The sequence below is a fragment of the Tistrella mobilis KA081020-065 genome (assembly GCF_000264455.2).
Classification (GTDB): Bacteria; Pseudomonadota; Alphaproteobacteria; order Tistrellales; family Tistrellaceae; genus Tistrella; species Tistrella mobilis.
Genome location: NC_017956.1, coordinates 1,009,452 through 1,035,153 on the forward strand (window position 1 = coordinate 1,009,452; position 25,702 = coordinate 1,035,153).

The window sequence follows — 25,702 nt, forward strand, 5'->3', positions numbered from 1 at the left end:
TCCGGTGCATGGCTTCCGTCGGGTTCCTGCCCGGCTGACATGTGTTGACCGGTGGGGGCGACCTCACTATCGTCGGCAGCGGGCCGCGACCCCCCAACGGGTCGCCACTCTTCCTGAGGGGAAGGCACATGACGACGAAACCCGCCGCGAAGCCGCTCGATCCGCGCTTCTCGTCCGGCCCCTGCGCCAAGCGCCCGGGCTGGAGCCTCGATGCCTTGAGCGACGCTGCGCTCGGCATCTCGCACCGCGCGAAGCTTGGCAAGGCCAAGCTCAAGGAAGCCATCGACCGCACCGCGGCGATCCTCGGCGTCCCGGCCGACTTCAAGGTCGGCATCGTTCCCGCCTCCGATACCGGCGCCTTCGAGATGGCCATGTGGTCGATGCTCGGCGCTCGTGGCGTCGACATCCTGTCGTGGGAAAGCTTCGGCGACGGCTGGAAGACCGACATCGTCAAGCAGCTGAAGCTGCCGGATGTCCGCAGCTTCACCGCCGGTTACGGCCAGCTGCCGGATCTGGGTCAGGTCGATTTTACCCGCGACGTGATCTTCACCTGGAACGGCACCACCTCGGGCGTGCGGGTTCCGAACGGCGACTGGATCGCGGCCGATCGCGAGGGTCTCACCTTCTGCGACGCCACCTCCGCCGCCTTCGCGATGGACCTGCCCTGGGACAAGCTCGACGTCGTCACCTTCTCGTGGCAGAAGGTGCTGGGCTCGGAAGGCCAGCACGGCATGCTGATCCTCTCGCCGCGCGCGGTCGCCCGGCTGGAGAGCTACACCCCGGCCTGGCCGCTGCCCAAGATCTTCCGCATGACCAAGGGCGGCAAGCTGATCGACGGCATCTTCAAGGGTGAGACGATCAACACCCCCTCGATGCTGGCGCTGGAAGACTATCTCGACGCCCTGAAATGGGCCGAGCAGATCGGCGGCCTCGAAGCCCTGATCGCCCGCACCGAAGGCAATTTCGCGGTGCTGGCCGACTGGGTCGCGAAGACCGACTGGGTCGATTTCCTCGCCACCGATGCCGCCACCCGCTCGCCGACCTCCATCTGCCTCGCGATCGTCGACCCCTGGTTCCAGGGTCTCGATGCCGCCGGCCAGGCCAAGGTCCAGAAGGACCTGACCGGTCTGCTGGATGCCGAGGGGGCGGCGCTGGATATCGGTGCCTATCGCGATGCCCCGGCCGGCCTGCGCATCTGGGGTGGTGCGACCGTCGAGCGCGCCAATCTGGAAGCGCTGCTGCCCTGGCTCGACTGGGCCTGGGATCAGGTGAAGGCCAAGGCCGCCGCGGCCTGAGCTTTTCCTGCCCTCCATACGACCCCTGCTTTCCCGTATTCCCGGTTCGAAAACGGTGCCCCGCCTTTCCGCGCAAGACTGCGTGGGAAGGCGTGCGGCCCGCGATGGAGACTTCCCATGCCCAAGGTCCTGATTTCCGACAAGATGAGCCCCGCCGCCGCCGAGATCTTCGCCTCGCGCGGGATCGAGGTCGACGTGAAGCCGGGCATGACCCCGGACGAGCTGCGCGCGGTGATCGGCGCATATGACGGCCTGGCCATCCGCTCGGCCACCAAGGTCACCAAGGACATCCTGGCGGCCGCAACCAATCTGCGTGTCGTCGGCCGCGCCGGTATCGGCGTCGACAATGTCGACATCCCGGCCGCCTCCGCCCATGGCGTGGTCGTGATGAACACGCCCTTCGGCAACTCGATCACCACGGCCGAGCATGCGATCTCGCTGATGCTGTCGATGCTGCGCCAGATTCCGGCGGCCAATGCCTCGACCCATGCCGGCAAGTGGGAAAAGAACCGCTTCATGGGCGTGGAAGTGACGGGTAAGACCCTCGGTGTGATCGGCGTCGGCAATATCGGCGCCATCGTCGCCGACCGCGCCCAGGGCCTGAAGATGAAGGTGATCGGCTTCGATCCCTTCCTGTCGCCCGAGCGCGCGCAGGATCTGGGCGTCGAGAAGGTGGAGCTGGACGAGCTGTTCCGTCGCGCCGACGTCATCACCCTGCACACGCCCCTGACCGACGGCACCCGCGGCATCATCGGCGCCGACGCCTTCACCAAGATGAAGGACGGCGTCTATATCGTGAACTGCGCCCGCGGCGGCCTGGTGGTCGAAAAGGACCTGAAGGCGGCGCTCGACTCCGGCAAGGTGGCGGGGGCGGCCCTCGACGTCTTCGCCGAAGAGCCGGCGAAGGAGAATGCGCTGTTCGGTGACGAGCGCGTGGTCGCCACCCCGCATCTGGGCGCCAGCACCGTCGAGGCACAGGAGAACGTCGCCCTGCAGGTGGCCGAGCAGATGGCCGACTACCTGCTGACCGGTGCCATCACCAACGCGATCAACGTGCCGTCGGTGACCGCGGAAGAGGCGCCGAAGCTGAAGCCCTATATGAAGCTGGCCGAACAGCTGGGCAGCTTTGCAGGCCAGCTGGCCGAAACCGGCCTGCGCGGCGTGACCGTCGAGTATTCGGGCCAGGTTGCCACCCTCAACACCCGGCCGATCACCGCGGCCCTGCTGACCGGCCTGCTGCGCCCGCTGCTCGACAGCGTCAACATGGTCAACGCCCCGATCGTCGCCAAGGAGCGCAACATCTCGGTGACCGAGGTGCGCAGCGACAAGGCGACCGATTTCCAGACCCAGATCAAGCTGACCGTGTCGGACGAGCGCGGCGGCCGCAGCGTCGCCGGCACCCTGATCGCGGGCAACCGCCCGCGTCTGGTTTCGGTCGAGGATGTGGCGATCGAAGCCGAACTGGCCGAGAACATGCTGTTCGTGGTCAACAACGACAAGCCGGGCTTCATCGGCGGCGTCGGCCGCACGCTCGGCGAATCGGGCATCAACATCGCGAGCTTCCATCTCGGCCGTCAGGCGCCCGGCGCCCGCGCGATCTGCCTGATCGAAGTCGACCAGCCCCTGCGCGAGGCGGTGCTGAAGCAGGTCCAGGGCCTGCCGAACGTGATCACCGCCCTGTCGCTCAGCTTCTGAGCGACTCTCATCGAAGGGACCGCGCTCAGCTTCTGAGTGACTCTCATCGAAGGGACCGCGCTCAGCTTCTGAGCGACTCTCATCGAAGGGACCGCGCTCAGCTTCTGAGCGCGAGCGGTCTCAAAAGTATCGAAACCGGTCGTCCCCTCCGGGGCGGCCGGTTTCGTGCGTTTGCGGTTGAGTGCCGGGCCCCGCGGGGCTACACTCCGCCCCGGCCGTCGGCGCCCGGGAAACGGGGTCGTGACGGCTTTCGTGCGTCCTGAACCGGCCGTGGAAATGCGCGGTCCGGATGTTTTCCATGGGTTGAGACCGGGGCCGATGATCGACGACCGCCAGCGCGCGCTCCTGCCGAACGGGTTGCAGGACCTCCTGCCGCCCGATGCCGCCTTCGAGGCGCAGACGATCGAGCGGCTGATGGCTCATTTCGCGGCCGAAGGCTATGCGCGGGTGAAGCCGCCGCTCGTGGAATTCGAAGACAGCCTGCTGACCGGCCCGGGCCGGCTGCTCGCCGCCCAGATCTTCCGGGTGATGGATCCGGTGTCGCAGCGGATGATGGGCGTGCGCGCCGACATGACGCCGCAGCTGGCCCGCATCGCCGCCACCCGCCTGGCCCATGCCGCCCGGCCGCTGCGCCTGTCCTATGCCGGCCAGGTGCTGCGCGTGCGCGGCGGCATGCTGCGGCCCGAACGCCAGTTCGCTCAGGTCGGCATCGAGCTGATCGGCGCGCCCGAACCCACGGCGGATGCCGAGGTGGTGCGGCTGGCCGCCGAGGCACTGACCGGCATCGGCGTGAAGGGGCTGACCATCGACCTCAACCTGCCGACCATGGTCGATGTGGTGGCCGAAGCCTTCGGCCTGCCGACCGATCAGCTGGGCCCGCTGCGCGAGGCGCTGGACCGCAAGGATCCGACGGCGGTGGCCGAACTCGCCGGTGCCGCAGCACCGCTCTATGCCGGGCTGCTCGATGCCGCGGGCATCGCCGCCGAGGCGCTGGCCCGGCTGGATGCGCTGGAGCTGCCGGCCGAGGCGCGCCGTCTGGTCGCCATGGTCGCCGATGTGGTCCGGGTCATCGACCTCGCCGATCTGGATGCCCAGGTGACGATCGATCCGATCGAGCATCGCGGGCTCGACTATCAGACCGGCGTCAGCTTCTCGCTGTTTGCAGCCGGCGTTCGCGGAGAGCTGGGCAGCGGCGGCCGCTATGTCGCCGGTGCCGATCAGAACGGCGGCGGCGAGCCCGCCACCGGCTTCAGTCTTTATATGGACAGCGTGCTCCGGGCGATCGATGCGCCCGTGCGGCCGCGTCATCTCTACCTGCCGTTCGGCTGCGGCCCGGTTGCGGGCCGTACCTTCCGTGCCGACGGCTGGATCACCGTCCAGGGCCTTGCGCCCGAGACCGACCCTGTCGCGGAGGCGCGCGCGCAGGGCTGTTCCCACATCCTGCGGGGGGCTGATGCCATCCCGCTCGACGCCATCGATATCCGGGGGGCGTAAGCTCATGAGCAACGTGGTCGTTGTCGGCTCCCAGTGGGGCGACGAGGGCAAGGGCAAGATCGTCGACTGGCTGTCGCACCGTGCCGACGTGGTGGTGCGGTTCCAGGGCGGCCATAATGCCGGTCACACGCTGGTTATCGACGGCAAGACCTATAAGCTCAGCCTGCTGCCGTCGGGCGTGGTGCGGGGCAAGTTGTCGCTGATCGGCAATGGCGTGGTCGTCGATCCCTGGGCCCTGCTCGACGAGATCGACCGGATCGGCAAGCTGGGGGTCAAGATCACCCCCGACACGCTGCGCATTGCCGAGAATGTCTGCCTGATCCTGCCGCTGCATGGCGTGGTCGACCGCGCGCGTGAAGCGGCGCGCGGCGGCAACAAGATCGGCACCACCGGCCGCGGCATCGGGCCTGCCTACGAGGACAAGGTCGCCCGCCGGGCGATCCGCCTCTGCGACCTGACCGATCGCGACCTGCTGGCGACCAAGCTCGACGATCTGCTGCTGCACCACAACGCGCTGCTCACCGGCCTCGGCGCCGAAGAGCGGTTCTCGCGCGACGAGGTGATGGCGAAGCTCGACGAGATCGCGCCGAAGCTGCTGCCCTATATGGACCCGGTCTGGCGGACGCTCAACGAGGCCCGCCGCGCCCGCAAGCGCATCCTGTTCGAGGGTGCCCAGGGGGCGATGCTCGACATCGACCACGGCACCTATCCCTTCGTCACTTCGTCGAATACGGTGGCGGCGCAGGCGGCGACCGGCAGCGGTTTTGCGGTCGGCCAGATCGGCTATGTGCTGGGCATCACCAAGGCCTACACCACCCGCGTCGGCTCGGGCCCGTTCCCGAGCGAGCTGCATGACGAGATCGGCAAGCTGCTGGGCGAGCGCGGCCATGAATTCGGCACCGTCACCGGCCGTCCGCGCCGCTGCGGCTGGTTCGATGCGGTCGCGGTTCGCCAGGCCATCAAGACCGGCGGCATCGACGGCATCGCGCTGACCAAGCTCGACGTGCTCGACGGGCTGGAGAAGATCAAGGTCTGCACCGGCTATCGCCACAAGGGCGCGGTCATCGACTATCTGCCGTCGAGCCCGCGGGCCCAGGCCGAGATCGAGCCGGTCTACGAGACCATCGAGGGCTGGAGCGAGAGCACCCAGGGCGCGCGGTCCTGGGCCGATCTGCCGGCGACCGCCATCAAGTACATCCGCCGCGTGGAAGAGCTGATCGAGGCGCCGGTGGCGCTGCTGTCGACCAGCCCCGAGCGCGAGGACACCATCCTGGTCCACGATCCGTTCATCGACTGACCGGATCGTCGCAGGACGGGACGACATCAGGGCCGCCGGTGGATTTCTGCCGGCGGCCCTTCGTTCGGGCACCCCCTTCGGCCGTGCAGCATCGTGTGGAACCGGGTATACAGGGGGAGGGGACCGCGACCGGACGGGAGCGGGTAGGGGACGGGGCACGTCTGGATGTCGGAAGCCGGGCAGAACGAACACACCATCATCGGCGGACGCTACCGGATGATACCGGGCGTGCGGCTGGAGGAGTTCGACCGGCCGCATGTCGAAGCTTTCGGGGCCGAGGATCTGCGCGAGAAGGACCGGCCGCTGATCGCCCTGGTCGCCCGGCGCGGCCGGCCGGTGCGCGACGACTGGCTGCGGGTGGTCCGCCGGCTCGACCAGCCCGGGCTGCTGCGGACCATCGAAGGCGGCGTGATCGATCCGGGCGACGGCAAGGGCCGGCGCTTCGCGGTGATCCTGGAACGTCCGCTCGGTGGCCGGGTGATCGACTGGCTGAAGACCGACGGCCAGAACCGCGACGATCTGGAACTGTCGCGGCTGCTGCTCCGGCCGTTGATCGCGGCGCTGAAGGCGCTGCACGACGCGCGCATGGCGCATCGGGCGATCGCGCTCGACAATCTCTATTTCGCCGATCTGGCCCGCACCCGCATCGCGCTGGGCGACTGCCTGTGCGGCCCGCCGGGCGAAGGCCAGCCGATCGCCTTCGAAAGCGTCGAACGGGCGGCCGCCCTGCCGGCCGGGCGGGGCGAGGGCGGCCCGCGCGAGGATTTCTTTGCGCTGGGTGCGCTTTTCGCCGCGGCGCTGGCCCGCCGGGTGCCGGGGCTGGAAAGTGCGGATGCCGCGGCAGATCTGATGCGCCGTCGGCTGGATCGCGGATCCTATGTGGCGCTGACCGATCGGGCGCGGTTCGGCACCGATGTCGGCGGCCTGCTGCGCGGGCTGTTGAGCGACAATGCCGAGGAACGCTGGGGCTATGAAGAGGTCAGGGCCTGGCTGGACGGCCGGCGCAGCATCGGCGCCATGCATTCCACCCGGCCGCAGGCGGCGCGATCCTTCATCTTCAAGGGCATCGAGCACACCAATGCCATGAGTCTCGCCACCGCGCTGGCCGAGAACTGGCGGGAAGCGCTCAGGATCGTGATCGACGAAAAGCTCGACGGCTGGGTCGCGCGGGCGATCGGCGACGAGCGGCGCGGCAACATGATCACCCAGGCGATCGCCGCCGGCCGGGTCGATGCCGGGCCGGGCGGCGATGCCACGCTCGCTCGTGTGCTCGCGGCGCTCGATCCCGAGGGGCCGCTGCGGCTGCGCCATGTGGCGGTGATGAAGGACGGGCTGGGGCCGCTGATCGCGGTCGCCTTTCTCGACGACGACCGCGACACCCGCCAGGCCATGGCCGAAATACTGATGGAAGGCCTGCCGATGATCGGGCTCAGTCTGGTCGATCCGAACGATCAGACCAAGCGGCGCCTGGCGCAGAGCGAGATGGCCGATTTCATGCGGCTGCGCGGTTTCGTGGCCGAGCCGATGATGGGCTTCGGGCTGGAGCGGGTGCTCTACGACCTGAACCCGACCCTGCCATGCCTGAGCCCGCTGGTCGCCGACGCCTATCCGCAGAGCGTGGCCGACCTGCTGATGGCGCTGGATCACCGCGCCCGCGGGGCGGGGCGGGGCACGGCACCGGTCGACCGCCATATTGCCGCCTTCATCGCCACCAAACTCAGCATCTCTTATGCCGGGGCGCTGCGCGGCGTGGTGGTGGGCGGCGACGGCGAGGCCTCGGAACGGCTTGCCCAGCTCAACCTGTTGAGCCTCGCCCAGGAAACCCAGCCCCAGGTGCGCGTGCCGATGCTGGCCCGCTGGCTGGTGCAGCGGCTGGGGCCGGTGGTGCAGAGCTATAACGGCAAGACCACGCGGGAATGGATGGAGAAAGAGCTGGAGCGGGTGGCGCCGCTCGGCTCCCTGAACGCGCTTCGGGCGATCGTCGACAATCCCGAACGGCGCGAGGCCGACAACCGCGGCATGGCCAATGCCCAGGCGCTGCATGCCCAGCTGTCTTTCGGCATCCGCCGACTGAACGAGACCCGGGCGGCCCGGCGGCTGGAGGCGCAGCATTTCGGCCGGCAGGTGGCGGCGATGCTGGGCTATATGATCCTGCTCGGGGTGCTGGCGGCGCTCACCCTGGGCGACGTCTGACCGGCGGGGGCAAGGATGGCGAAGAAGAAGACCGCGGCCCGGCGCGCGCCGGCCAAACAGAAGAGCATGACCCTGCCGCTGACCTTTCTGGCGGTGCTGGGCACGCTCGCGATCTTCGCGACGCCGACCGCGCTGGTGCTGGCCATCGGCATGGCGCCGTCGCTGGTGGCGGTGTTCATGGAAAACCGGCCGGGCGCCTATACCGCAAAATGCATCACCGCCTGCAATCTGGCCGGCGTGTTGCCGGTGCTGCGCGATCTGTGGCTGACCGGCCATCTGCTCTCGCAGGCGCGGATGATGGTCGGTGACCCGATCGTCTGGCTGCAGATGTATGGTGCCGCCGGCGTCGGCTGGTCGCTGGTCTGGCTGGCGCCGCTGGTCGCCGGCGTCTTCGCCGATGCCGGCCATGACCGCTCGGTCGCGAAACTCGAAGCCCGTCAGGAAAAGCTGCGCGAGGAATGGGGCGACGGCATCACCGGGTGATGCCGTCGTCGTCAGGTCCGGCCGGTCTCAGATCGCCAGATATTCGTTGCGCAGTTCCGCATCGTCGAGCACGGCCTGCGCCGAGCCGTCGAAGACGATCTCGCCCATATGCAGGATCAGCGCGCGGTTGGCGAGCTGAAGCGCCGCAACCGCGTTCTGTTCGACGATGATGGTGGTGATGCCCATCTGCTTGATCTCGGCGACGATGCGCTCGATCTCTTCCACGATCACCGGCGCCAGCCCTTCATAGGGCTCGTCCAGCAGCAGAAGCTTCAGGTCGCGGGCAAGGGCGCGCGCCACCGCCAGCATCTGCTGTTCGCCGCCCGACAGCGTCACCCCCTCCTGGTGGCGCCGTTCGGCAAGCCGCGGGAAGCGTTCATAGATCCGCTCCAGCGGCCAGCCCTTGGGCTCGGCGATCTGGGCCAGTTGCAGGTTCTCTTCCACTGTCAGGCCGGGGATGATCCGGCGGTCTTCCTGCACCAGCTGCACGCCGTGTTTGGCCGCCTCGAAATCGCGCATTTTGTGGAGCGCGGCGCCGTTCAGCCAGATCTCGCCGCTTTTGAGTTCAGGGTCGGTGGCCCGGGCAAGGGTGCGCAGCGTCGAGGTCTTGCCGGCGCCGTTGCGGCCGAGCAGGGCGACGACATCGCCCTCGGCCATGTCGAAGCTGACCCCCTGGACGATGTAGCTTTCGCCGTAATAGGCGTGAATGTTGCGCACGCTGAAATAGGGGGCCTTGGCGGAGGCGGCGGCCGGCCCGGCGGAAGGCATCGCGTTCATCAGTGGTTTCCTCCGAGATAGGCCTCGCGCACCTTCGGATTGGCGCGCACCTCGTCGGGCGCGCCATCGGCGATGATCCGCCCCTGGGCCAGCACGGTGATCCGGTCGGCCAGAGAGAACACCACATGCATGTCGTGTTCGATGATCACCTTGGTCATGCCGCGCTCCTTGATCTTCTTCAGCAGATCGATCGTGGAGTTGGTGTCGTGGCGCGACATGCCGGCGGTGGGCTCGTCCAGCAGCAGCAGGCGCGGGTGCTGGACCAGCGCCATGGCCAGTTCCAGCCGCCGCTTGTCGCCGCGCGACAGGCTGCCGGCGGTGCGGTGCATGTGCTCTTTCAGCCCGACATCGGTCAGCCAGTGCTCCGCCTCGTCGCGGATCACCGCCTGGGCCGACACCATCTGCAACGGGTTGAGCCTGAACGATCCGTCGCGCTTCGCGAAGGCCGGCACCATCACATTCTGCAAGAGGGTGAGATCGGGAAAGATTTCGGGCGTCTGGAAGACGCGCGCGATGCCCATCTGGTTGATCTCGTGCGGCTTCTTGCCGGTGATGACCTCGCCGTCGAACACCACGGCACCCGAATCCGGCGGCAGCCGCCCGATGCAGACATTGAGCAAAGTGGATTTGCCGGCGCCGTTCGGGCCGATGATGGCGTGGGTGGTGCCCTCCATGACCTGGAGGTCGATATCCGACAGCGCCTTCAGACCCCGGAAATTCTTCTGCACATCGGCGACGTGGAGGACTGCATTCTCCATGGCCGTCATCTCCTATTCCGCCTTGGCCGGGCGCAGGCCGCCCGTGGTCTGGTCCGCCGTCGCAGGCTGCCGGCGCCGTGTCCAGGCCGCCCGGATCCGCCGGGCGCCCTCCATCAGCCCGCCGGGCAGGAAGATCACGATCACCAGGAAGATCAGGCCGAGCGTCAGGTGCCAGCCCTCGCCCACGAAGGGGGAGATGACCGTTACCATGGTGTGCTGCAGCCCGTCGGGCAGGAAGGAGAGCGCATCTTCCAGCTTGGCATGGTGATAGGCCGAGAAGATGTTCTCGAAATACTTGATGACGGTCGCCCCGATCAGCGGGCCGAGCAGGGTGCCGGCGCCGCCCAGGATGGTCATCAGCACCACCTCGCCCGAGGCGGTCCACTGCATGCGCTCGGCCCCCGCCAGCGGGTCGGTCACCACCAGCAGCGCGCCGGCGAGGCCGGCATACATGCCCGAGATCACGAAGGCCGCCATGGTATAGGGCCGGGTGTTGAAGCCGGTATAGGCCATGCGGGTCTGGTTGGACTTGATCGCCCGCAGCATCATGCCGAAGGGCGAATTGTCGATCCGGAGCGTCAGAAAGAAGCCCAGGATCAGCAGCACCGCGCAGAAATAGAAGCCGCCGAAGCCGCTCATATCCATGCCGAAGATGGTCGGCACCGGCAGGCCCACGGTCGGTTCGACGCCCAGCGCCGCATCGATGACCCTGGGGTCGCTCTGCGACAGCTGCAGCCCGGTCTCGCCATTGGTGATGGGGGTGAGCACCGAATAGGCCAGATTGTAGGACATCTGGGCGAAGGCGAGCGTCAGGATCGAGAAATAGATGCCGCTGCGGCGCAGGCTGATGAAGCCGATCACCGCGGCAAAGATCCCTGAGACCAGCACGCCGAAGATCAGTGCCGGGATGGCGCTCATGGTCAGCAGCTTGAACGACCACATCGCGGCATAGGACCCGACGCCCAGGAAGGCGGCATGGCCGAAGGACAGATAGCCGGTCATGCCGAACAGGACGTTGAAGCCGATGGCCAGAATGCCGTAGATCGCGAACCGCTGGAGCAGATCGGGATAGGCGGCACCGAAGGGCTGCATCCACAGCGGCATGGTCAGGATGACCAGGGTGAAGACGGCCATGTAGATCAGGTCGTGGCGAAGCGTGCGCATCTCAGTTCTCCATCACGCCCTTGCGACCCATCAGCCCGCGCGGCCGGATCAGGAGCACGGCGACGGCGACGAGGTAGACGATCACCTGGTCGATGCCGGGGATCACGGCCTTGACCTCGGTCATCGAGGCGAAGCTCTGCAGGATGCCGAGCAGGAAGCCGGCGGCGACCGCACCGCTGATCGATCCCATGCCGCCGACCACGACGACGACGAAGGAGAGCACCAGGAATTCCATGCCGATATGGTAGCTGGGCGGCACGATCGGCGTGTACATCACCCCCGCCATGCCGGCGACCGCGGCCGCGATGCCGAAGACGATCGTGAAGCGGCGCTGGATGTTGATGCCCAGGAAACCCACGGTCTGGCGGTCCTGCATGCCGGCCCGCACGACCATGCCGTAGGTGGTGAATTGCAGGAAGGCGATCACGCCCGCGATGATGACCAGGGCGAAGCCCAGATAGACCAGCCGCCACCAGGGATAGATCACCCCGGCGCCGAGCCCGATCCACTCGCCGATATTGGCGCTGCCCGAAAAGGCCGGCGGGGCGGCCATCGAGATCGGGTTGGCGCCGAAGGCGGCCTTGATCAGCTCCTGCAGCACGATGGCGAGGCCGAAGGTCACCAGGATCTGTTCGGCATGGGTGCGGCGGTAGAAATAGCGGATCAGCCCGCGTTCCATGGCGACGCCCAGCAGCAGCATCACCGGTATCGCGACCAGGATCGACAGCGGCACCGAATACTGCAGCAGGAAGCCGCCGAAATCGCCCAGCCAGGCCTGGACCAGGGGCGTGCGCACCTCCATGGGCGATCCCCAGGGGGTCAGCTTGGTGGGATCGATGGTCACGGTTTCCAGGCGCAGCAGCCCGTTCACGCTGACGGCGATGAAGGCGCCGATCATGAACAGGGCGCCGTGGGCGAAATTCACCACACCGAGCGTGCCGAAGACCAGAGTGAGGCCCAGGGCGATCAGCGCATAGGCGCCGCCCTTGTCCAGACCGTTGAGCAGTTGGAGAGCGAATGCGTCCATGGGTTTTTCCCAGCCCCGCCTGCGCGGGCCGCTTCCAAGAGGGCAGGAGATACGCGCATGCGCGACGCGCGCATATGAGGACGGGCCGGTCCCGTCGCCGGGGCCGGCCCTGGATCCCTCAACGGGTCAGCAGCGGGAGTTGACCGGGCCGAGTTCGCCGCCGAACATCGCGGCGTCGTAGATCACGTCCTCGGTGGGCACCTGCTTGACGATGCGCATCAGGTCGAACTTGTCGGACGGGTTCTCCTTACCCTGCACGACCAGCACCGGCTTGAAGCACTGGTGGTCTTCGGCACGATAGAGAGTGGGGCCGTTGCCGAGCCCGTCGAACTTGAAGCCCTCCAGCGCCTTGACCACACCCTCGGGATTGAAGGTGCCGGCCATTTCGCAGGCATTGGCGTAGAGCAGGGCCTGCACATAGCAGGTGTGGGCGGCCTGCGACGGCGGCTGGCCGTATTCCTGACCGAAGGATTTGGTGAAGGCCTTGGTGCCTTCGTCCTCCAGCTTCCAGTCCCAGTTGGCGGTGCCGTAGATGCCCTTCACGGCATCGCCCGCACCCTGGGCCATCAGTTCCGAGAACAGCGGGACGACGATCTCGAAATTCTTGCCGTTCACCTGCTTGTCGCGCATGCCGAACTGCACCGCCTGGGTCAGCGAGTTGATCATGTCGCCGCCATAGTGGTTGAGGATCAGCACATCCGCGCCCGAACTCAGCACCGGGGTCAGATACTGCGAGAAATCCGCCGCACCCAGCGGGGTTCTGACGGTCGCGACCGTCTTCCAGCCCAGTTTCTCGGTGGCCGCCTTGATCGATTCTTCCTGGGTCCAGCCCCAGGTATAGTCGGCGGTCAGGTGATAGGCCTTGCGGTCCTTGCCATAGGCTTCGCCCAGCACCGGCCCCAGCGCCTGACCCGACATATAGGCGTTGAAGAAGTGCCGGAACCCGTTGCGGCGCTTGTCCTTGCCGGTGGTGTCGTTGGAATGGGTCAGGCCGGACATGAAGATCACGCCGGCGTCCTGGCAAAGCGACTGCACCGCCACCGCCACACCCGACGACGAGCCGCCGGTGATCATGATCGCGCCGTCACGCTCGATCATGCGGGTGGCCGAGGCGCGGGCCGCGTCGGATTTGGTCTGCGTGTCGCCGGTGACGAAGGCGACCTTCTTGCCCAGGATGCCGTTGCCCTTCAGCTGCGAGCCCTTGAACGTGTTCAGCATGCCGCCGTCGCCCTCGCCGTTGAGGTGCTTGACGGCCAGCTGATAGGCGCGCAGTTCGTCCGCACCCTCGTCGGCATAGGGCCCCGTCTGGGGCACGTTGAAGCCGAGGGTCACGGTGCTGCCGGTCGGTGCGTTGCAGAAGTCCGCGGCTCTGGAGGCGCTGGTGAAGATGGTCGGTACGGCGAGCCCGGCACCGACGAGTGCACTGCTCCTCAGGAAGGCACGTCGGTTCATCCGAACGATGCTCATTATGTCTCCTCCCGTATCTTGATCGCGCCGATCCGCGGGCCGGCGCGTCAGGCGTTCCCGCCTGGGCACTATCCTTCCCTCATTTGTGACGTGTTTCAATAAGTCATTGTTTTGGTTATATAATTTTGTAAATCTTTTGAGTCGATATGTCATCAGTTTGTGATTAATTTACAAGAGGGCGAGACAGGGGAGGGGCCGATGTCACGCACGCTCACCGGCATGAAGATCCGGACCCTGCGCAAGGAGGCGGGGTTGACGCAGGGCGCGCTTGCGCGTCGCGCAGGGATTTCTGCGGCCTATCTCAACCTGATAGAACATGATCGCCGGCCGGTGGCGGGGGAGCTGCTGGACCGGATCGCCCGCGGGATCGGCGTGCCCCGCGGCCTGCTGGATGGCGGTGCCGAGCGCCGGCTGGTCGACATGCTGAACGAGATCGCCGCCGATCCGGCGGTGTCCGATGGCGCGCCGCCCGCCGAAGCGGCCGAGGAACTGGTTGGCCGTGCCCCGGGCTGGGCCGCGCTGCTGCTGGGGGTCTATCGGGCCTGGATGGATCAGCGCCAGGTGGTGCTGGCCATGGCCGACCGGCTGAACCACGACCCCTTCCTGGGCGAGAGCGTCCACCGGATCCTGACCCGGGCGGCGGCGGTGTCGTCGGCGGCCGAAATCCTGGAAGGCGGCGATCTGGAAGAGGCGGACCGGGCGCGCTTCACCGCCATCGTCGCCTCGGACAGCCACCGTCTGGCGGAAACCGCTCAGCGTCTGGCCGGGTTTTTCGACAGCGCCCATATGCGGGTCCGGTCCTCGACCGTGATGGAGCATGTCGACACATTCATCTATGAGACCGGCAACCATTTTCCGTTTCTCGAAACGGCGGCCGAGGGGTTCCGCACCGGGCTGCGGCGGGGAGAAACGCCCGAAGCCGCCGCTGCCGCCCGGCTGGGGATCGCCCTGCCCGAGGATGATCCGCTGACGCCCGAGCGGCGGCGCTTCGGCCTGCTGCGCGATCTTGCCGCCGTGCTGGCGGGGGACGAGATCCAGGCCTTCGTCGCCGCCCATCCGGCACTCGGCACCGACGAGGCGCGGGTGCTGGCCGCGGCAGCGCTGCAATCCTACATGGCCGCCGCCATCGTCATGCCCTATGACCGGTTTCTTGAGGCGGCGGAGCGCCATCGCTACGACCTGGACCGACTGGGCCGGATCTTCGGCATTTCCTATGAACAGGCTGCCCACCGGGCCGCCACGCTCCGCCGGCCGGGCGCCGAAGGGGTGCGCTTCGCCTTCATGCGTTCCGACAGCTCCGGCTATGTCACCAAGCGCATGTCGCTGCCGCGGCTGCCGCTGCCGCGCTATGGCAATGCCTGTCCGCTCTGGCCGATCTACGGCGCCTTCCAGACCCCGGGGGTGACGGCGCGCGCCTTCGGTGAGCTGCCCTCGGGCGATGCCTTCCTGTTCTTCGCCCGCGCGGTGGAAAAGCGGCCGCCTGCGGCCGACCGACCCCGGCACCTGCTGTCGGTGATGCTGGCCGCCGCGGCAACCGATGCCGACCGGCTGGTGCAGGGCGACGGCATCGACCGGACGACCGCCACCATACCCCTCGGCACGGTCTGCCGGCTCTGTCCGCGCAACGGTTGTGACCATCGCCAGGAAGCCCCGTTGATCACATGATCCGGAAAACCCTTGGGGGCGGGTCGGCGAAGGCTGTAGGCTGGAGAAAAAACCGGGGAGGATAGATGCCTTGTCAAGGGCGCGCATACTCATCGCCGAAGATGAGCCGAATATCGCGGAGTCGCTGAGCTTCATACTCACGCGGGCAGGCTTCGAGGTCGATACCATCGCCAATGGCGCGGATGCGCTGGACCGGCTGCGACGACAGCCGTTTCAAGCCGTGATTCTCGACGTCATGCTGCCGGGCATGAACGGTTTCGACGTGCTGCGGGCGATCCGGACCGATCGGACGATCGGCGGGCTGCCGGTGATCGTCCTCACCGCCAAGGGGCAGGCCCATGACCGCGAGATGGCCGAGCAGATCGGCGCCAGCGCCTTCATCGTGAAGCCCTTTTCCAACGCCCATATCGTCGAACGGGTCAGCCATTTCGTCGGGGCCTGATCTTACCGAAAGTCCGCAGGCATGGAGACCGATCCCGTCGATGACGGCGGGGGGCACGAGCAGGGGCAGGGGATCCGCGACCTGGCCGGCGTGCTGCCCTATGCCGCCATCCTGCTGCTGATGCCGCCGATCATCCTGATCTTCACCGCACCGGTGCAGATCGCCGGCATTCCGCTGATCGTGGTCTATCTGTTCGGGGTCTGGGCGCTGATCGTGGCCGGCGCCTTTATCGTGGCAGAGCGGCTGCGCCGGCAGGAGACGGCGACTGGGCCCCTGGCGCCGCGCAGTCGGGCAGGGCGGGGCTGAACCGATGCTCCAGGCCAATCTGGTCATCACCGTCTGTCTGCTCTATGTCGCGGTGCTGTTCACCGTGGCCTTCATCTGCGACCGGCAGGCCCGGGCCGGGCGTGCCCGCTGGTCGGCCTCTCCCCTGATCTTCACCCTGTCGATTTCGGTCTACTGCACCTCCTGGACCTTTTTCGGAGCGGTGGGCTCCGCCGCGCGCAGCGGGCTCGAATTCGCCACCATCTATATCGGCCCCACCATCGTCTTTACCGGCTGGTGGGTGTTCCTGCGCAAGCTGGTCACCGTCGGCCGGGTGCACAACACCACCTCGATCGCCGATCTGATTTCGGCCAGGTTCGGCAAGAATCCGGCGCTGGGGGCCGTGGTCACCCTGGTGGCGTTGGTGGTGACCACGCCCTACATCGCCCTCCAGCTGCAGGCGCTGACCGCCAGCTTCCAGGTCATTACCTTCCCGGCGGGCGCCGTCACCGCCACCAAGATCGATCTCGTGCCAGACTACTGGTCGGGTGCCTGGGTGGCACTCGGGCTCGCGGTCTTCTCGATCATGTTCGGCGTGCGCAATATCGACGTGAACGAACGCCATCACGGCGTGATCGCGGCGATCGCGCTCGAAGCGGTGGTCAAGCTGGTGGCGCTGCTCGCGGTCGGGCTCTGGGTGGTGTTCTGGCTGGCGGGCTCCCCCGCGGCCGCTCTTGCCGATGCGCCGGTCAGCCTCACCAATCCGCAGCAGACCTTCGGCGTGCGCTGGATCACGCTCTGCATCCTGTCGGGGGCGGCGATCATCTGCCTGCCGCGCCAGTTCCAGGTGACGGTGGTCGAGAATTCCAACGAGCGCCAGCTGCGCACCGCCTCGTGGCTGTTTCCGCTCTATCTCTTCGTCTTTTGCCTGCTGGTGGTGCCGATCGCGGTCACCGGGCTCAACCGCCTGCCGCCCGATGCCAACCCCGACCTCTATGTGCTGACCCTGCCGCTGGATGCCGGCCAGGACGTGATCGCGCTGATGGCCTTCATCGGCGGGTTTTCCTCGGCCACCTCGATGGTGATCGTGTCGTCGATCGCGCTCTCGACCATGATCTCCAACCACATCGTCACACCGCTGGCGCTGCGCTTCTCGTCGCTGTCGGATGCCAATGCCGAAACCGTGCGCAGTTTCATCCTGGGCTCGCGTCGGGCCAGCATCCTGTTCATCATCCTCCTGGGCTTCCTGTATTTCCGCCTGGCCGCCACGGCGGGTGCCCTTGCCGATATCGGCCTGATCTCGTTCTGCGGCGCGGCGCAGTTCCTGCCGGCGCTGGTCGGCGGGCTCTATTGGCGGCGGGCAACCCACAAGGGGGCCCTCGCCGGCATGATCGCCGGCTTCCTGGTCTGGGCCTATATGCTGTTCCTGCCCAGTTTCCAGGACCATTTCCTGATCTCGACCGCGCTGGTCCAGAACGGCCCCTTCGGCTGGGCCTGGCTTAAGCCGCGCACGCTGTTCGGGTTGAGCGGGCTCGACCCGCTGGTGCATGCCGCCTTCTGGAGCCTGTTCGTCAACACCGCGCTCTTCGTCGTGGTCTCGATGATGACCGAGCCGACGCCGCTCGCCCGGCTGCAATCGGCGCTGTTCATCGATGTCTTCCGCCGCCGGACCGAGAGCGAGCAGCGGGTGCTGCGCCGCACGGCCCCGATCACCGAACTGCGCCAGATCGCCGACCGGGTGCTGGGCCCGGCGGAAACCGTGCAGATCTTCGTCCGCGACCGCCGGGCGGGCCGTGCGACGGTGGCGAGCGACGAGCTGATCACGGCGGTGGAACAGCGGCTCGCCGCCCATATCGGTGCGGCCTCGGCCCGGACGATGATCTCGCGCATCGTCTCCAGCGAGACGATCAGCGTCGAAGAGCTGAAGCGGCTGGCGGGAGAGACCGAGCGTATCCGCGCCTATTCGGCCGAGCTGGAACGGAAATCGCAGCAGATCGAGAGCACGGCGGCGGAACTTGCCCGCGCCAATGCCCGCCTGCGTGAGGTCGACAAGCAGAAGGACGATTTTCTGAGCCAGATCAGCCACGAATTGCGCACACCCATGGCCTCGATCCGCTCGTTCAGCGATATCCTGCTGGAGAATCAGGATCTGGACGAGGCGAAGAAGCTCCGCTTTCTCGGCATCATCCAGAACGAAAGCCTGCGCCTGACCCGGCTGCTGGACGGGATCCTGGACATGAACCTGCTGGAGACCCGCGGCCTCTCGTGGTCGCCGGGACTGCTCGATCCGGAGATGGCGCTGGATCAGGCGATCGAAAGCTGCGAGGCGCTGGCCCTGCGCTCGGGCGTGGTGCTGAAACGGGGCACGCGGACCCGTGATGTCCTGATTCTGGGCGATCGCGACAAGCTCGCCCAGGTGATGGTCAACCTGATCGCCAATGCGATCAAATACAACACCGACCCCACACCCCAGGTGGTGGTATCCAGCCGGGTGCGCGGCGATCTTTACGAGGCGAGCGTGCGCGACAACGGCCGCGGCGTGCCCGAAGAGGATCGGGAGCGGATCTTCGAAAAATTTGCCCGCGGCTCAGCCCATCAACAGACCGGCGCCGGGCTCGGCCTCGCCATCAGCCGCCAGATCGTCGAAAGCTTCGGCGGCCGGCTGGGCCTCGGCACCGGCCGCAGCGGTGCCGAATTCGTCGTCTCGCTCCCCCTCCAGCCCCTGCCGGGCACCGGACGCGAAAGGGCGGATCTGCCGAAAGCTTAGGCAGATCCGCCCGATGGTGATCGTTCAGGGCGCAGTCGGGATGGGTACGGCAGTCACTGCGAAAGACGGTGTAGCGTGTTGTGGTAGCGCTTCATGATCTCCTTGGCCTTCGCAAGTATTCTCTCGCGATGAGGATGATCCGGCACCAGCACATATCCGCCATCCTCCGTTTCGGCCAGATAGAGCAGGGAACCTTCGCGGACGTTCAGGCGCGCAATCATCTCCTCTGGAAGATCCACGCACAGCGACCCGTCGATGTTCCGGACCTTCAGCTCGATCGTCATTGCGTTGCATCCTGCCGTGCATGTCGTTCCGGGCAGGTCAGTCTCCCGAACATACCGCATCTTATACGAAAAAAGGCGGCCTCTCGGCCGCCCTTTCCGTCTGATCTTCAGTGATGCATCGCCACTGCCGGCAGCACCGGGGTGCGGCCCATTTCGCGGCGGGTTTCGCGTTTGACCCAGCGGCTGACCTTTTCCAGCGCGCGGGCCTCGATCTGGCGCACCCGTTCGCGGCTGATGCCGTAGACCTGGCTCAGATCCTCCAGTGTTGCCGGCGCCTCGACAAGGCGGCGGCGGCTGAAGATGTCGCGCTCCCGATCGCCGAGGCTCGCGACCGCGCCTTCGATCAGGGTGCGGGCGCGGCCGGTTTCCTCGGCTTCGGCCAGCATGGTTTCCTGGTCGTCCTCAGGGCTTTCCAGCCAGTCCTGCCATTCGGTGTCGGCTTCCTGGCGCACCGGCTCGTTCAGCGAGCTGGCGATGCCGTCCAGATAGCGTTCCATGGCCACCACGTCCGAAGGCTCGACATCCAGCTTTTCGGCGATGATCGCCACCTGATCGTCGTTGAGCCCGGCCTCGCCCATGATGTCGAGTTCGCTCTTCACCCGGCGCAGGTTGAAGAACAGCCGCTTCTGCGAGGCGGTGGTGCCCATGCGGACCACCGACCAGGACCGCATGATGTATTCCTGGATGGCCGCACGGATCCACCAGATCGCATAGGTGGCGAGCCGGAAGCCGCGATCGGGGTCGAAACGATGCACCGCCTGCATCATGCCGAGATTGCCTTCGGAGATCAGATCGGCCAGCGGCAAACCATAGCCGCGATAGCCCATCGCGATCTTTGCGACCAGGCGGAGATGGCTGTTGACCAACTGATCCGCAGCGCGTACATCACCTTCGTCGCGAAAGCGGCGGGCAAGGCGCTGCTCCTGCTCAAGCTCGAGCACGGGATAGCGGCGGATCTGCTGCAGATAGGGGCCGAGGCCGGCATCGAACATGTTGTCGCGTCCGGCGGTGCGGGGCGTGCGTGAAGCCATGGCACGTGCCTCCTCTCGACTGACCCCAGGGGAGTCAAGGTCCCGGTGGGGTGGGTCCGGCCGCGCCTCTCCCTGGTGCGACCGGCAGGGTTCGCCCGCACCATGCGGAGCGAAGGCCCTTGCGTCCTGTCGCAGGGAGATATGCAAGCAGTGCGCCAGTTTCCGGCGCGCGTGACCCGTTGAGTTCATCTCGGGCGGTTTTCGTCCCTCTTCTGAGGCTTATACGAGCCGCCGCCCAATATCCTACGTTTCAGGTTGCACCAATCTTACGTCCCGGTCGTCCATCCGGATGCGGCCGCACCACCTTCTTCTGTGGCGTCAGGCTCTCCGGTTTCTCTTGTCCGGCCAACCGATATGATCACCCCGAAGTTCCCAAGGGACGACATGCTCTTTTCGTGACCATGCGTCCCCTCGACGTCCCGAGGATGTCACGCCTTTCGTTACCACGACCTTAAGAGCCCGCGAGAATCTACATCCCCCGGATTTCACCTTCCGGGTGAGGCGATCTCTCATCTGGTCCGCCCTTGGTCGGGGTAGACAGGCGCACCCGTTCCCGGGCACGCTTGTCTTGTAGCCCAGACTGACACAGCCGGACGATGACGTCCATCACACTTTAGAAGAATTCCAAACTAGCCAGCAGCTCCCGCATGTCCTGCGGCAGGGGGCTTTCGAATTTCAGGCGCCGCCCGGTGACCGGGTGTACGAAGCCCAGCCGGCGGGCATGCAGGGCCTGCCGCGGGAAGCTGCACATGGCCTTGATCCGCGGATCTTCCATCCGCTGCAGCCGGGCGGGGCTGCGGCCATAGACCGGGTCGCCCACCAGCGGGTGGCCGACATGAGAGAGGTGGACGCGGATCTGATGGGTCCGCCCCGTCTCCAGCCGGCAATCCAGCACCGAGGCCAGAGGCTTTTCCGATACCTCCACCACGCCGACCATATTGGCGATCCGGTAATGGGTCACCGCAGGCTTGCCGCCGCGGGTGACCACGGCCATGCGCTGGCGATCGGTGGCATGGCGGCCGATATTGCCCTCGATCCGGCCGGGATCGACCGCCGGCACGCCCCAGACGATGGCGGTATAGGCGCGGCGGATGGTGTGGTCGGCGAACTGCCGGGCCAGGGCCAGATGGGCGGCATCGGTCTTCGCGAACACGATCAGGCCGCTGGTGTCCTTGTCGATCCGGTGCACCACGCCCGGGCGGGTGGGGGCGCCGATCGAGGACAGCCGCCCGTCGCCATGGGCCAGCAGCCCCGAGACCAGGGTGCCGCGGTCGTTGCCGGCGCCCGGATGCACCACCAGCCCGGCCGGTTTGTCGACCACGATCAGCCACTCGTCCTCGTAAACGATGTCGAGCGCCATGGGCTCGGGCTCAAGGCGGCGTTCCTCGGGCACCGGCACGGTCACGGTCAGCTTCTGGCCGGGCTTTACCCGCCGGGAGGCGTCGGCTATCGTCGCGCCGTCGAGCGTGACCCGGCCGTCGCGGATCAGCGCCTGGACCCGCCCGCGCGATAGCGAGGGCGCGGCATTGGCCAGCAGCCGATCCGCCCGTTCCTCCGCGAAACCGGTCGGCAGGGTGATGTCGACCGTGCCGCCCAGCACCGCCGCGGCTTCGAGGGCCGACAGCTCGTCGTCGTCGAGGCCGGCCTCGGCCTCCGCAAAGGGCTCGTCCTCCTCCGCCCCGGCGTCGTCGTCCGGGATGAGGCCCGGGTCTTCGATGAGCTCCGGGTCTTCGATGAGGTCAGGCTCTTCGGTCGGATCGGAATGGGCCGGCACCGCCGTCTCGCGGGGCAGGTCGTCGTCGCCGGGCCGGCGGGAATCGCGTCCGCTCAAAACATCAACTCCCTTCGGGGGATCGGGGACTTCCAGATGAACGACAAGGCGCCCGAGACGATCGAACAGCGCATGACCCGCATTCTGAAGCGGGTGATCATCGGGCTCGGCATCGCCATCCTGGTGGTCGGTGCCGGTCTAGGCGTGCTGATATACCAGCGGGCGACGTCTAACAAGGACCAGAAGCCGGCAGAGGTCCCGGTTGCGACGGCCCCGGCGACGCCGGAGGCCGCCACCCCGGCGCCGCAGCCGGCGGCGCCGGGCCAGATCGCCGGCGATTTCCGCACCGCCAACCCGCCTGCCGCCCCGGCCCGGCCGCTCCGCCCGGCCGGCAGCGACGGGCCGGCGCTGATGCCGGATGAGAAGGTCGTCACGCTGGCCGCGGCGGGCGAGGACGTGATGATGGTCGCCGAAGGGGCCGACGGCGCGCAGGTGCTGGTGGTGATCGACCGGGCCTCGGGCCTGCTGATCCGGCGGATCCCGCTGAACGCCGCGGCTGCGGCGGCCGAGGCGAAATGATCCGGGCGCCGCGGGTGACGATCCGCCCGGCGGCGATGCGGGCGGCGGTCGATACGGTCGAAGCCGCCTATCCGGCCGAGGGCTGCGGCCTGCTGCTGGGGCATGTGCGGGCTGACCTGATAGAGGTGGCGGAAGCAGTGGCGTCGATCAACGTTGCCCCGGATCCGCAGCGCAATTTCGAGATCGACCCGGCCCTGCGCCTGCGTCTGCAGCGCCGGTCGCGGGAAGACGGGGCGGCGCCGGTGATCGGCCTCTATCACGGCCATCCGGACATGGCGGCCTCGCCCTCGGCGGCCGATCTGGCCGGCGCCTGGGAGGCAGGGCTGATCTGGGTGATCTTCCGGGTCGAGGACGGCCAGATGATCGAGGCCCGCTGCTGGCAACTGGCGGCCGACGGCAGCTGCTTCATCGAGTGCCTGCTGCGCGTGGGCGAGGGAAGACCTGCCGCCTATGGGCCGCCGCGGCCGGTCGAGCCTTGACCTGGCGCCGCCTGTAACGATGTTCGACCAGGGGCCGGCGGTATGATGGGACCGGCTCCGTCAAAAAACGAGACGATGTGTGGACGACGATCGCGACGACGACCGCGAGGATGCGGAACTGGACGGCATCCCGGGTGACGAGGATGACGCAGGCGGCTTGCGCCCGGGCACCCAGATCGAGGTGAGGATCACCGATCTGGGCAGCCATGGCGACGGCATCGGCTCGTATGAGGGCCAGCCGGTCTTCGTGTCCCATGCCCTGCCGGGCGACCTGGTGGCGGCGACCGTGGAGACGGTGGAACGCGACCGCATCCGTGCCCGCTGGCTGGAACTGGTGGAGCCGGGCCCCGTACGGGTGGAGCCGGCCTGCCCGCATTTCGGCCCCTGCGGCGGCTGCGCCCTGCAGCACATGGCGCTGCACGACTATCGCGGCTGGAAGCGCGGCCTGGTCGCCGACATCCTGGCCCGCAACGGCTTCGAAGATGCGAAACTGGCGCCGATGCTGCCGGCGGAGCCGCGTGAGCGCCGGCGGACCAGCTGGAAGCTGCGTGCCACCGCCCGCAAGGCGGTGGTCGGCTATATGGAGGCCGGCAGCCGCCATGTGGTCGATGTGGAGCATTGCCTGCTGCTGGTGCCCGAACTCGATCGGCTGATCCCGCAGCTGCGGGCCTTCATGTCCGGCCCCGACGGCTATCCCCATCCGACCCATTTCCGGGACGCCCATGCCGAGGCGACCGAAGGCGGCGTCGATCTGGTGCTGACGCTGTCGCAGGCGCCCGACGCCGAGGGGCTGCAGGCGCTGGCGCGCTTCGCCGAAACCGCCGGCCTTGCCCGGATCTCGTGGCGGCCGGAGCCCGACCCGGTGCCCGAGCCGCAGCGTGGCGGCCGTGGCCGCAATCCGAAGGGCCGGCAGAGAAGCCCCGCCCGCGGGGGGGCCCGCGCCGGCAATGCGCCGGCGATCCTGGCCGAGCCCGAGGTGGTGGTGCGACGTCAGGCGCCGGTGGTCCATCGCGGCGGTGTGGCGCTGGAACCGCCCCCGGCCGGCTTCGCCCAGGCGACCGCCGCGGGCGAAGAGGCGCTGGTGAGCTTCGTCGCCGGCGTCTTCGGCCATGTGATCGAAGAGGGCGGCACGATCGGCGACTTCTTTGCCGGCTCGGGCACCTTCGCGCTCGCCCTGGCCCATCGCGGCGCGCGGGTGATCGCGGCCGAGGTGGAAGGGCCGGCGCTGGACGCCCTCTCTCGCGCCGCTGCCGCGGCCGGATTGTCCGACCGGGTGACGGTGGAGCCGCGCGACCTGATGCGCTGGCCGCCCTCTGCCCGCGATCTCGCCATCCTGGACGCAGCGGTGTTCGATCCGCCGCGGGCGGGCGCGCGGGCGCTGACGGAACAGCTGGCCGCCTCGGGCGTTCCGCTGATCGCCGCGGTGTCGTGCAATCCGGTGACCTTCGTGCGTGACGCGAAGATCCTGGCCGCGGCCGGCTACCGGCTGGTCCGGGTGATGCCGGTCGACCAGTTCCTGTGGTCGCGCCATGTGGAGCTTGCGGCCGAATTCCGGCTGGATCCGGCGTTGGCGGCAGCCCGTGGCGGCACCGGGCGGCAGGCGCCGCGTGACGACCCGCATGCCCCGCCGCGTGGCCGGGGCGCGGCCAAGACCGATCGTGGTCCGAAGCAGAGGGGGATGCGATGAATTTTCACAGCGATCATGTCGTGGGCGCCCATCCCAAGGTGATGGAGGCGCTGGTCGCCGCCAATCAGGGCTCTGTCCCGTCCTACGGCAATGATCCGGTCTCGGCGGCGCTGGAAGAGGATCTGGCGGTGCTGTTCGGCCGCGAGGTCCGGGTGTTCATGACGCCCACCGGCACCGCCGCCAATGCGCTGTCGCTGGCGGCGCTGACCCCGCGCTGGGGCACGATCTATGCCCATAGCGAAGCGCATGTGGAGATGGATGAATGCGCGGCGCCGGAATTCTATACCGGCGGCGCCAAGCTCTCGCTCGTGCCCGGTGATCACGGCCGGATGGATCTGGACCAGCTGGCGGCGCGACTGGCCGCGGCGCCGCGCGGCTTCGTTCATGCCGCCCAGCCGGCGGCGATCACGCTGACCCAGGCGACCGAGGCCGGTACGGTCTACACCCCCGATCAAGTGCGGCGGGCGGGCGCGATCGCCCGCGAGCAGGGCGTGCGGCTGCATATGGATGGCGCCCGCTTCGCCAATGCCTGCGTGCATCTGGGCGTGGCGCCGGCCGAAATCACCTGGGATGCGGGTGTCGACGTGTTGAGCTTCGGCTCGGCCAAGAACGGCACGCTGGGGGCCGAGGCGGTGGTGGTCTTCGACCCCGAGCTTGCCGAGGCGATGGGCTATCTGCGCAAGCGCGCCGGCCTGCTGATCCCCAAGATGCGCTTCCTGTCGGCCCAGTTCCGCGCCTATCTGGCAGGTGATCTCTGGCTGTCGCTGGCCGGCCATGCCAATGCCATGGCCACCCGGCTGGCCCATGGCCTGCAGTCGTTGCCCGGCGTTTCGCTCGCCCATCCGGTGGAGGCGAACGAGCTGTTCGTCGATCTGGCCGAACCGGCCGTCGCGGCGCTGGAGAAGGCAGGCGCCGGCTTCTATCGCTGGGCCGAGCCCGCGCCCGGCACGGTGCGCATCCGCTTGGTCACCTCGTGGGCGACCGATCCGGCGGAGGTCGACCGTTTCCTGGATCATGCCTCGATCGCGGCCGCCCACGGCCGGCGCTGAGGAGGCCGAGGCGGGCCGGGACGGCGCGAAGCCG

The 25,702-nt window shown here is 67.7% G+C and carries 22 protein-coding genes; 14 read left to right on the forward strand and 8 right to left on the reverse strand.

Annotated elements, in window-relative coordinates; all coding sequences use genetic code 11:
* Positions 1-128 precede the first annotated feature (128 nt).
* The 6 genes from TMO_RS04620 to TMO_RS04645 all read left to right on the forward strand — a co-directional run bounded on the left by TMO_RS04620 (position 129) and on the right by TMO_RS04645 (position 8,457).
* Positions 129-1,295: a phosphoserine transaminase gene (locus TMO_RS04620; protein WP_014744436.1), complete on the forward strand. Its 1,167-nt coding sequence runs from the start codon at positions 129-131 to the stop codon at positions 1,293-1,295.
* Positions 1,296-1,412: 117 nt separating this feature from the next.
* Positions 1,413-2,990 (forward strand): phosphoglycerate dehydrogenase, encoded by a 1,578-nt coding sequence (gene serA, locus TMO_RS04625; protein WP_014744437.1) that lies wholly within the window; start codon positions 1,413-1,415, stop codon positions 2,988-2,990.
* A 318-nt stretch (positions 2,991-3,308) separates the two neighbouring features.
* A complete protein-coding gene (locus tag TMO_RS04630; protein WP_014744438.1) occupies positions 3,309-4,484 on the forward strand; it encodes an ATP phosphoribosyltransferase regulatory subunit in 1,176 nt (391 codons plus the stop codon).
* A 4-nt stretch (positions 4,485-4,488) separates the two neighbouring features.
* Positions 4,489-5,781, forward strand: coding sequence for an adenylosuccinate synthase (locus TMO_RS04635; protein ID WP_041604831.1), 1,293 nt, complete (start codon positions 4,489-4,491; stop codon positions 5,779-5,781).
* 165 nt (positions 5,782-5,946) lie between these two features.
* Positions 5,947-7,974: a hypothetical protein gene (locus TMO_RS04640; protein ID WP_014744440.1), complete on the forward strand. Its 2,028-nt coding sequence runs from the start codon at positions 5,947-5,949 to the stop codon at positions 7,972-7,974.
* A gap of 15 nt (positions 7,975-7,989) precedes the next feature.
* Positions 7,990-8,457 (forward strand): hypothetical protein, encoded by a 468-nt coding sequence (locus TMO_RS04645; RefSeq protein ID WP_014744441.1) that lies wholly within the window; start codon positions 7,990-7,992, stop codon positions 8,455-8,457.
* Between the two features lie 27 nt (positions 8,458-8,484).
* Here TMO_RS04645 and TMO_RS04650 read toward each other — a convergent pair whose 3' ends face one another.
* The 5 genes from TMO_RS04650 to TMO_RS04670 all read right to left on the reverse strand — a co-directional run bounded on the left by TMO_RS04650 (position 8,485) and on the right by TMO_RS04670 (position 13,650).
* Positions 8,485-9,234 carry an ABC transporter ATP-binding protein gene (locus TMO_RS04650; protein ID WP_014744442.1) on the reverse strand — a complete coding sequence of 250 codons (750 nt, stop codon included), beginning with the start codon at positions 9,232-9,234 and terminating at the stop codon, positions 8,485-8,487.
* On the reverse strand, positions 9,234-9,992 hold the full coding sequence (locus TMO_RS04655) for an ABC transporter ATP-binding protein (protein WP_014744443.1): 759 nt from the start codon (positions 9,990-9,992) through the stop codon (positions 9,234-9,236). Before TMO_RS04655 ends, TMO_RS04650 begins: the two co-directional genes overlap by 1 nt.
* A gap of 12 nt (positions 9,993-10,004) precedes the next feature.
* Positions 10,005-11,156 (reverse strand): branched-chain amino acid ABC transporter permease, encoded by a 1,152-nt coding sequence (locus tag TMO_RS04660; protein ID WP_014744444.1) that lies wholly within the window; start codon positions 11,154-11,156, stop codon positions 10,005-10,007.
* 1 nt (position 11,157) lies between these two features.
* The gene (locus TMO_RS04665) at positions 11,158-12,183 is read right to left on the reverse strand and encodes a branched-chain amino acid ABC transporter permease (RefSeq protein WP_014744445.1); all 1,026 of its coding nucleotides are present in this window, start codon (positions 12,181-12,183) and stop codon (positions 11,158-11,160) included.
* 126 nt (positions 12,184-12,309) lie between these two features.
* Positions 12,310-13,650, reverse strand: a complete 1,341-nt coding sequence (locus tag TMO_RS04670; RefSeq protein ID WP_014744446.1) for a substrate-binding protein — start codon at positions 13,648-13,650, stop codon at positions 12,310-12,312.
* A gap of 198 nt (positions 13,651-13,848) precedes the next feature.
* Between TMO_RS04670 and TMO_RS04675 the strand changes: the two genes are divergently transcribed.
* The 4 genes from TMO_RS04675 (at position 13,849) to TMO_RS04690 (ending at position 18,788) form a co-directional block, all read left to right on the forward strand.
* Complete coding sequence (locus TMO_RS04675) at positions 13,849-15,315, forward strand: helix-turn-helix domain-containing protein (protein WP_014744447.1); 1,467 nt, start codon at positions 13,849-13,851, stop codon at positions 15,313-15,315.
* Positions 15,316-15,385: 70 nt separating this feature from the next.
* Positions 15,386-15,757, forward strand: a complete 372-nt coding sequence (locus TMO_RS04680; protein ID WP_014744448.1) for a response regulator transcription factor — start codon at positions 15,386-15,388, stop codon at positions 15,755-15,757.
* 21 nt (positions 15,758-15,778) lie between these two features.
* Complete coding sequence (locus tag TMO_RS04685) at positions 15,779-16,063, forward strand: hypothetical protein (RefSeq protein ID WP_014744449.1); 285 nt, start codon at positions 15,779-15,781, stop codon at positions 16,061-16,063.
* 4 nt (positions 16,064-16,067) lie between these two features.
* A complete protein-coding gene (locus TMO_RS04690) occupies positions 16,068-18,788 on the forward strand; it encodes a sensor histidine kinase (RefSeq protein ID WP_014744450.1) in 2,721 nt (906 codons plus the stop codon).
* A gap of 53 nt (positions 18,789-18,841) precedes the next feature.
* Here the strand turns inward: TMO_RS04690 and TMO_RS04695 are convergent, their stop codons facing one another.
* The 3 genes from TMO_RS04695 to TMO_RS04705 all read right to left on the reverse strand — a co-directional run bounded on the left by TMO_RS04695 (position 18,842) and on the right by TMO_RS04705 (position 21,934).
* Complete coding sequence (locus TMO_RS04695) at positions 18,842-19,072, reverse strand: transcriptional regulator MazE (protein ID WP_014744451.1); 231 nt, start codon at positions 19,070-19,072, stop codon at positions 18,842-18,844.
* A 107-nt stretch (positions 19,073-19,179) separates the two neighbouring features.
* Entirely contained in the window at positions 19,180-20,103 is a 924-nt protein-coding gene (gene rpoH, locus TMO_RS04700) for an RNA polymerase sigma factor RpoH (RefSeq protein WP_014744452.1), read from the reverse strand.
* 613 nt (positions 20,104-20,716) lie between these two features.
* Complete coding sequence (locus tag TMO_RS04705; protein ID WP_014744453.1) at positions 20,717-21,934, reverse strand: RluA family pseudouridine synthase; 1,218 nt, start codon at positions 21,932-21,934, stop codon at positions 20,717-20,719.
* A gap of 36 nt (positions 21,935-21,970) precedes the next feature.
* On the opposite strand from TMO_RS04705, the gene TMO_RS04710 reads away from it, so the two are divergent.
* From TMO_RS04710 to TMO_RS04725, 4 genes are all read left to right on the forward strand, one after another.
* Positions 21,971-22,453, forward strand: a complete 483-nt coding sequence (locus TMO_RS04710) for a hypothetical protein (protein ID WP_014744454.1) — start codon at positions 21,971-21,973, stop codon at positions 22,451-22,453.
* The gene (locus TMO_RS29075) at positions 22,450-22,932 is read left to right on the forward strand and encodes a Mov34/MPN/PAD-1 family protein (RefSeq protein WP_014744455.1); all 483 of its coding nucleotides are present in this window, start codon (positions 22,450-22,452) and stop codon (positions 22,930-22,932) included. Before TMO_RS04710 ends, TMO_RS29075 begins: the two co-directional genes overlap by 4 nt.
* A gap of 79 nt (positions 22,933-23,011) precedes the next feature.
* The gene (locus TMO_RS29080) at positions 23,012-24,619 is read left to right on the forward strand and encodes a class I SAM-dependent RNA methyltransferase (protein ID WP_014744456.1); all 1,608 of its coding nucleotides are present in this window, start codon (positions 23,012-23,014) and stop codon (positions 24,617-24,619) included.
* Positions 24,616-25,668, forward strand: a complete 1,053-nt coding sequence (locus tag TMO_RS04725) for a threonine aldolase family protein (protein WP_014744457.1) — start codon at positions 24,616-24,618, stop codon at positions 25,666-25,668. Before TMO_RS29080 ends, TMO_RS04725 begins: the two co-directional genes overlap by 4 nt.
* Positions 25,669-25,702: the final 34 nt, after the last annotated feature.

What these genes read in the sequence shown, in the direction of transcription:
- TMO_RS04620 (WP_014744436.1), top strand. Translation starts at nt 129, where the DNA reads ATGACGACGAAACCCGCCGCGAAGCCGCTCGATCCGCGCTTCTCGTCC.
- serA (WP_014744437.1), top strand. Translation starts at nt 1,413, where the DNA reads ATGCCCAAGGTCCTGATTTCCGACAAGATGAGCCCCGCCGCCGCCGAG.
- TMO_RS04630 (WP_014744438.1), top strand. Translation starts at nt 3,309, where the DNA reads ATGATCGACGACCGCCAGCGCGCGCTCCTGCCGAACGGGTTGCAGGAC.
- TMO_RS04635 (WP_041604831.1), top strand. Translation starts at nt 4,489, where the DNA reads ATGAGCAACGTGGTCGTTGTCGGCTCCCAGTGGGGCGACGAGGGCAAG.
- TMO_RS04640 (WP_014744440.1), top strand. Translation starts at nt 5,947, where the DNA reads ATGTCGGAAGCCGGGCAGAACGAACACACCATCATCGGCGGACGCTAC.
- TMO_RS04645 (WP_014744441.1), top strand. Translation starts at nt 7,990, where the DNA reads ATGGCGAAGAAGAAGACCGCGGCCCGGCGCGCGCCGGCCAAACAGAAG.
- TMO_RS04650 (WP_014744442.1), bottom strand. Translation starts at nt 9,234, where the DNA reads ATGAACGCGATGCCTTCCGCCGGGCCGGCCGCCGCCTCCGCCAAGGCC.
- TMO_RS04655 (WP_014744443.1), bottom strand. Translation starts at nt 9,992, where the DNA reads ATGGAGAATGCAGTCCTCCACGTCGCCGATGTGCAGAAGAATTTCCGG.
- TMO_RS04660 (WP_014744444.1), bottom strand. Translation starts at nt 11,156, where the DNA reads ATGCGCACGCTTCGCCACGACCTGATCTACATGGCCGTCTTCACCCTG.
- TMO_RS04665 (WP_014744445.1), bottom strand. Translation starts at nt 12,183, where the DNA reads ATGGACGCATTCGCTCTCCAACTGCTCAACGGTCTGGACAAGGGCGGC.
- TMO_RS04670 (WP_014744446.1), bottom strand. Translation starts at nt 13,650, where the DNA reads ATGAGCATCGTTCGGATGAACCGACGTGCCTTCCTGAGGAGCAGTGCA.
- TMO_RS04675 (WP_014744447.1), top strand. Translation starts at nt 13,849, where the DNA reads ATGTCACGCACGCTCACCGGCATGAAGATCCGGACCCTGCGCAAGGAG.
- TMO_RS04685 (WP_014744449.1), top strand. Translation starts at nt 15,779, where the DNA reads ATGGAGACCGATCCCGTCGATGACGGCGGGGGGCACGAGCAGGGGCAG.
- TMO_RS04690 (WP_014744450.1), top strand. Translation starts at nt 16,068, where the DNA reads ATGCTCCAGGCCAATCTGGTCATCACCGTCTGTCTGCTCTATGTCGCG.
- TMO_RS04695 (WP_014744451.1), bottom strand. Translation starts at nt 19,072, where the DNA reads ATGACGATCGAGCTGAAGGTCCGGAACATCGACGGGTCGCTGTGCGTG.
- rpoH (WP_014744452.1), bottom strand. Translation starts at nt 20,103, where the DNA reads ATGGCTTCACGCACGCCCCGCACCGCCGGACGCGACAACATGTTCGAT.
- TMO_RS04710 (WP_014744454.1), top strand. Translation starts at nt 21,971, where the DNA reads ATGAACGACAAGGCGCCCGAGACGATCGAACAGCGCATGACCCGCATT.
- TMO_RS29075 (WP_014744455.1), top strand. Translation starts at nt 22,450, where the DNA reads ATGATCCGGGCGCCGCGGGTGACGATCCGCCCGGCGGCGATGCGGGCG.
- TMO_RS04725 (WP_014744457.1), top strand. Translation starts at nt 24,616, where the DNA reads ATGAATTTTCACAGCGATCATGTCGTGGGCGCCCATCCCAAGGTGATG.